This window comes from Pseudomonas sp. MB-090624 (assembly GCF_003205245.1).
GTDB classification, from domain to species: domain Bacteria; phylum Pseudomonadota; class Gammaproteobacteria; order Pseudomonadales; family Pseudomonadaceae; genus Aquipseudomonas; species Aquipseudomonas juntendi.
The window spans coordinates 1-5,549 of sequence record NZ_QJRK01000092.1 but is presented as its reverse complement, the minus strand read 5'-3'; the positions used below and the strand labels follow the sequence as shown (position 1 = coordinate 5,549).

At 62.2% G+C, this 5,549-nt stretch carries 6 protein-coding genes; all 6 read right to left on the bottom strand.

From position 1 onward, the window contains the following. Positions 1-71: 71 nt before the first annotated feature. Positions 72-701 carry an HAD family hydrolase gene (locus DMX12_RS28590; protein WP_110680076.1) on the bottom strand — a complete coding sequence of 210 codons (630 nt, stop codon included), beginning with the start codon at positions 699-701 and terminating at the stop codon, positions 72-74. Further along, the gene (locus DMX12_RS28585) at positions 701-1,399 is read right to left on the bottom strand and encodes a hypothetical protein (RefSeq protein WP_009681764.1); all 699 of its coding nucleotides are present in this window, start codon (positions 1,397-1,399) and stop codon (positions 701-703) included. The genes DMX12_RS28590 and DMX12_RS28585 overlap by 1 nt, the downstream gene beginning before the upstream one ends. A gap of 91 nt (positions 1,400-1,490) precedes the next feature. After that, positions 1,491-2,252, bottom strand: coding sequence for a phosphate ABC transporter ATP-binding protein PstB (gene pstB / locus DMX12_RS28580; protein ID WP_017148287.1), 762 nt, complete (start codon positions 2,250-2,252; stop codon positions 1,491-1,493). Positions 2,253-2,330: 78 nt separating this feature from the next. After that, positions 2,331-3,224 (bottom strand): phosphate ABC transporter permease PstA, encoded by an 894-nt coding sequence (gene pstA / locus DMX12_RS28575; RefSeq protein ID WP_009681761.1) that lies wholly within the window; start codon positions 3,222-3,224, stop codon positions 2,331-2,333. Continuing rightward, a complete protein-coding gene (gene pstC, locus DMX12_RS28570) occupies positions 3,221-4,189 on the bottom strand; it encodes a phosphate ABC transporter permease subunit PstC (protein WP_009681760.1) in 969 nt (322 codons plus the stop codon). The genes pstA and pstC overlap by 4 nt, the downstream gene beginning before the upstream one ends. A gap of 69 nt (positions 4,190-4,258) precedes the next feature. Further along, the gene (pstS, locus tag DMX12_RS28565) at positions 4,259-5,290 is read right to left on the bottom strand and encodes a phosphate ABC transporter substrate-binding protein PstS (protein ID WP_009681759.1); all 1,032 of its coding nucleotides are present in this window, start codon (positions 5,288-5,290) and stop codon (positions 4,259-4,261) included. Between the last annotated feature and the right edge of the window lie 259 nt (positions 5,291-5,549).

Below are 5,549 nucleotides of genomic sequence, written 5' to 3'. Positions count from 1 at the left end.
CTTCAGGAGCGATCGGCCTCCCCGGAAGTGCTTCTTCAGCCTGACGAGAATAACTTCTCCCGCCAGGCCAGTCACAACATACAAGGAGCGAGCGCAGCTCGCGATTGCGCCGCGCGGGCGGCGCTCGATCTCACAGGCGCTTCGTAGCGGTGCGGCTGCTGCCGGGCCAGGCGGGCCTGCACGTCCACCGCTGCGGCCTTGACCTTCTGCGCCCAGTGCTTGTCCTGCGGGCACACCACCACAACGCGGAAACCATGGTCCACGCCTTCCAGCCGCACGCCTTCGGAGTCATCCACATGCAGGTCGATATCGAACGCCGAAGGCAATTTTGACGGGGAATGCTCCAGGCCATTCTGGGCCAATATGTGCTGGTGGCGGTCACTGTTGACCACCCCGTCGACATGAATGCCGTACAGCAGCAACCAGCGGCGGATGTACGCTGGGGTGCGCCCGGACGAGGTATAGATCCAGATGCTGCAGCCCTGGCGGCGCAGGTCGCGAATCAGCTCGCGGGTACCGCTGCGCAGGGGCTCACCGAGCCAGCGGTGGACGAAGCCCGGCAACCTGCTGTGCTCGGCAGCCGCGTGCTCAGGCTGGCAGGCCAGGGTGTCGTCGATATCGAACGAAATGCGCACCTGGCCACGCTTGAGCTTGCGCTCGATGGCCTGCCGCCCGCGCTCTATCAGGGTGAACGGTTGCATCAGCGCCCCCCCGCGCAAACAGGCACCGCGGTGGCGCCCAGGAAGAACTTGCCGGGCGCAGGCGCCTTGGCTTCGAGGAACGCGGCGTACTTTTTCTTGATCTTGGGCAGTTCGTACAAGGCCTTGACACCGTGTTTGGCGGAATTACGTATGACCGAGGACGGGTTGAAGTAGCCCTCGGCGTTGTCCAGCGACAGCACGAATGGCGGCAGCCCGGCACGCATCAGCAGGTAACTGACGATGAGCGAGCCGGTGCGGTTGTTACCTTCGATGAACAGCTGTGGCTTGCTGAGGATACGCACGTACACACCGGCTGCCCGCTTCCAGATCGAATCGCTGCGGTAGGCGCAATACCAGTTATGCAAGTCCTTGATGCCACCTTCCACATTGTTGAAAAAATGCGCTTCGGTCGCCGCCAGGTGCGCCGCGAACTCCACGCGCCGGGCCGGATCCCGGCCACACAGCACCGTGGCATTGATTTCCAGCATCAGGTTCAGCTGTTGCAGGTCGAACAGGTCTATTCCGCGAGCGACATAGTCGTCAATCAGCGCGTAGCCTTCAACCACATTCAGCAGCACCTCGTCGGTGAACGGGTCCCGCGGTTCGGTGAAGTGTTGGCTCAGCTCGGCAAAACGGCCCTGCACCTCGCGCAGAGCGCGCTCTACCGCAGACAGATCTAATCGACGCATCGGTTGCATTGGAAATCCTGGGTAACACTTCAACCAAAGGTTGTGCGGGCGGTGCTGCCACCTTCCTGGTTGCAGCACCGCCCCCTTGTACAGCGATGGGTCAGCTGAACTTGCCGCTGATATAGTCACTGGTCAGTTGTTCACGCGGGTTCTGGAAGATCTGCGCGGTCGGCCCCATCTCGACCAGGTAGCCGGTACGGGTACCCTGGGAAATGTCCACCGAGAAGAACGCCGTGGTGTCGGCAACGCGAATCGCCTGCTGCATGTTGTGGGTCACCAGGGCGATGGTGTAGTCCTTTTTCAGCTCGACCATCAGCTCTTCCACGCGGCGGGTGGCAATGGGGTCGAGTGCCGAGCACGGCTCGTCCAGCAGCAGCACTTCCGGCTCGGTGGCGATGGCCCGGGCGATACACAGGCGCTGCTGCTGGCCGCCGGACAACGACAGGCCGCTGACCTTGAGCTTGTCCTTCACTTCGTCCCACAGCGCAGCACCTTGCAAGGCGTGTTTCACGCGGTCGCCCAGGTCCCCTTTGTAGCGGTTCAGGCGCAGGCCAAAGGCAACGTTGTCGAAAATACTCATGGAAAACGGGTTGGGCTGCTGGAACACCATGCCGATATAGCGGCGCACCACTACCGGGTCTACGCCCTTGCCATACACATCCTGGCCCAGGAAGTGCACGTGGCCCTCGAAGCGGAAGCCTTTCACCAGGTCGTTCATGCGGTTCAGGCTACGCAGCACGGTGCTCTTGCCGCAGCCGGACGGGCCGATGAAGCCGGTAATCTCGTTCTTGCGGATCGGCACATGGCTGTCGCGCACGGCCATGAAGTTGCCGTAGAAAATCTTGTCCAGCTTGCAGTCCATGACGATGGGGGTGGCTTCGCTGGCCACGGGAGCGGCACGTTGTGCGGTGGATACGTTCAAGATGGATGCTCCCTGTTCTCAATACTTGGGCTTGCCGAATACACGGCTAAGGATGTTGATGACCAGCACGATCATGACCAGCACCAGCGAGGCCGCCCAGGCGAGCTCCAGCTGGTTGTCGAACGGCATGCCGGAGAAGTTGTAGATCAGCACTGCCAGCGAGGCAGTGGGGTTCATCACCGCCAGGTCGCCGTTGTGGTAGATCCAGTAGTTGCTGAACAGCGCGGTGAACAGCAAGGGCGCGGTTTCACCTGCGGCACGGGCCACGGCCAGCATCACGCCGGTGAGAATGGCCGGCAAGCCGGTGGGCAGCACGATCTTGCAGATGACCTGGGCACGGGTGCAGCCCATGCCGTAGGCAGCGTCCTTCATGATCTTGGGGACCATCTTCATCGCCTCTTCGGCGGTCAGTACCACGATCGGCAACATCAGCACCGCCAGTGCCACCCCGCCTGCCGGTGCCGAATAGGTGCCGGTAGTCATCACCACCAGGGCGTAGGCAAACACACCGGCCAGGATCGATGGCAGGCCGGTGAGCATCTTGGCGGCAAACCTTGCAGCGTTGGCCAGCTTGCTGTCCGGGCCCAGCTCGGCAAGGAACACCGCGGCCAGGATACCCACCGGCACCGCGATGGCGGCAGCGATGCCGACCATGACGAAGGTACCGGCCATGGCGTTGCCGAAGCCGCCGCCCATCTCGAACCCCGTCGGCGGCAGTTCGGTGAACACTTCCAGGTTCAGGCGGGCACCGCCGCGGGTGATCAGCATGTACAGCACGGAAATCAGCGGCACACTGGCCAGCAACGCGGCCAACCAGGCCAGGATGGTCAACACCAGGCTGCGCAGGGCGCGGCCTTCGAGCCGGCGCTGCAGGCTGGGCAGCGCGGCGGCAGGGGTTGTCAGGTTGGTCATTGTTTATTCCCCCGCTGGGCGTAGAGCATGATCATCGAGCCAAGCACGTTCACCAGCAGGGTGATGAACATCAGTACCAGTGCCGCATACATCAGCACTTCGATCTCGTTCGGGCCGGCTTCCGGGAAGTTCAGCGCCAGCAGCGCCGCCAGGGTATTGGCCGGGGCGAACAAGGACACGGAAATGGTGTTGGCATTGCCCACCAGCATGGCCAGCGCCATGGTTTCGCCCAGTGCCCGGCCAAGGCCCAGCACCAGCGAGCCAAAGATACCGGTGGCCGCAGAAGGCACCATCACTTTCAGGATGGCCTCCCAGTGCGTGGTGCCCATGCCGTAGGCGGCCTGCTTGGTTTTCATGGGCACGCTGGTCAGCGCGTCCTGCGAAACGGCAGCGATGGTCGGCAGGATCATGATCGCCAGGACCAGTGCGGCCGGCAGCAGGCCGGGCCCGCTGAGGGAGGTGCCAAAAAACGGGATCCAGCCCAGCTCGCTGTTCAACCAGGTGGTCAGGGGGCGAATGGCCGGGATGACCACATAGATGCCCCACAGGCCATAGACCACGCTGGGTATGGCGGCGAGCAGCTCGACGATGGTGCGGAACACCGCGGCAAGCCTGGCCGGAAGGAAATCCTGGGTGAGGAAAATGGCCATGCTGACGCCGAAGAAACCGGCAATCAACAGGGCGATGAAGGCGCTGTAGAGCGTACCCCAGATCGCGGGCAGAATACCGTACTTGCCTTGGTTGACATCCCAGACACTGCCCAGGAGCACGTCGAAACCGTGCTTTTCAATGCCTGGCAGTGCCTTGCGGCCCACTTCGTAGACCAGCGCGAAAACCAGCGCCAGTACCAGCACCACCCCGATACGGGCAAGCGCACGGAAGGTGCGGTCGACCAGAAAGTCTTTCGTAGACGGTGGCTGGCACGCGGAATCGGGATTATCCGGTATGGCAAAAGGTGTGTTCATGGCGTATTCCGGGACAAGGGACAAACACCCCCGGCATGGCTTCATGCCGCTGCCGGGAGCGCCTGGGTGTTACTGGATGTTTGCAGACGCTTTGCGCACCTGGTCGACAACCGATGGCGGCAGCGGGATGTAGCCCATCGAGTCGGCAATCTTCTGGCCCTGGGTCAGGCCGTACTCGACCATCTCACGCATGGCCTTGGCCTTTGCCGGGTTGCCGTTGTCCTTGCGGAAGATCATCCAGGTGTAGGAGGTGATCGGGTAGGACTTGGCGCCTTCCGGGTCGGGCAGGTTGGCGACCAGGTTTTCCGGCAGTTTCACCGCTGCCAGGGCCTCGGCACCGCTTTCGGCATTTGGCACCACGTACTGGCCAGCCTTGTTTTCCAGGGCAGCGAAGTCCACCTTGGCCAGCTTGGCGAAGCCGTACTCGATGTAGCCAATGGCACCTGGGGTCTGGCGAACGGTAGCGGTCACCCCGTCGTTCTTCGGCGATTTGATGAACTTGTCGGTCGCTGGCCAGTTGACGGTGTTGCCCTCACCCAACGTGCTCTTGAAGTCGGCGTTGATGGCCGACAGGTGCTTGGTGAACACGGCGTTGGTGCCACTGGAGTCGGCACGTACCACCACGGTGATGGGCAGGTCAGGCAGCTTCATTTGCGGGTTGGCCGCGGCGATTTTCGGGTCGTTCCACTGGGTGATCTTGCCGAGGAAGATGTTCGAGTAAACATCGCGCGGCAACTTCAGGCCCTTGGGGTTGCCGGGCAGGTTGTAAGCCAGGACGATTTCGCCGGCGGTCATCGGCAGCAACTGGACGCCTTCGGCAACCTTGGCGATGTCGGCTTCGCTCATGGCCGAGTCGCTGGCGGCGAAGTCGACGGTCTTGTTCAGGAAGTCCTGAACGCCCGCGCCACTCCCCTTGGACTGGTAATCAACGGTAACGCCCGCTGTGTTCTTGCTGAAATCCTTGAACCAGGTCAGGTAGATCGGTGCCGGGAAGCTGGCGCCGGAACCGGTCAGGCGTACGTTTTCAGCAGCAAATGCAGCGGAAGTGGCGCAAAGCGAAACGGCAACGGCGAGTGCAGCAGACTTCATCAGGCGAATCATCGAAAAGCGCTCCTTGTGATGGCTGGCACACTTTGCATCAGCTGTGTTACAGCTTTGTGACCATTGAAAGGCAGGCCGTTGGTTGATCCTGATTCGGACAGGTGTTTGCCACAAGGTATGCAGCGCCTGTGCGATCGAGCGCCGCCCGCGCGGCGCATCGCGAGCTGCGCTCGCTCCTACGTTTGTTTCGGGCCAGTGAGGCCTGTGAGAGGCGCGCGCGACCGCCTGGTTCATACGACGCGATATTGAGGCATGCGCC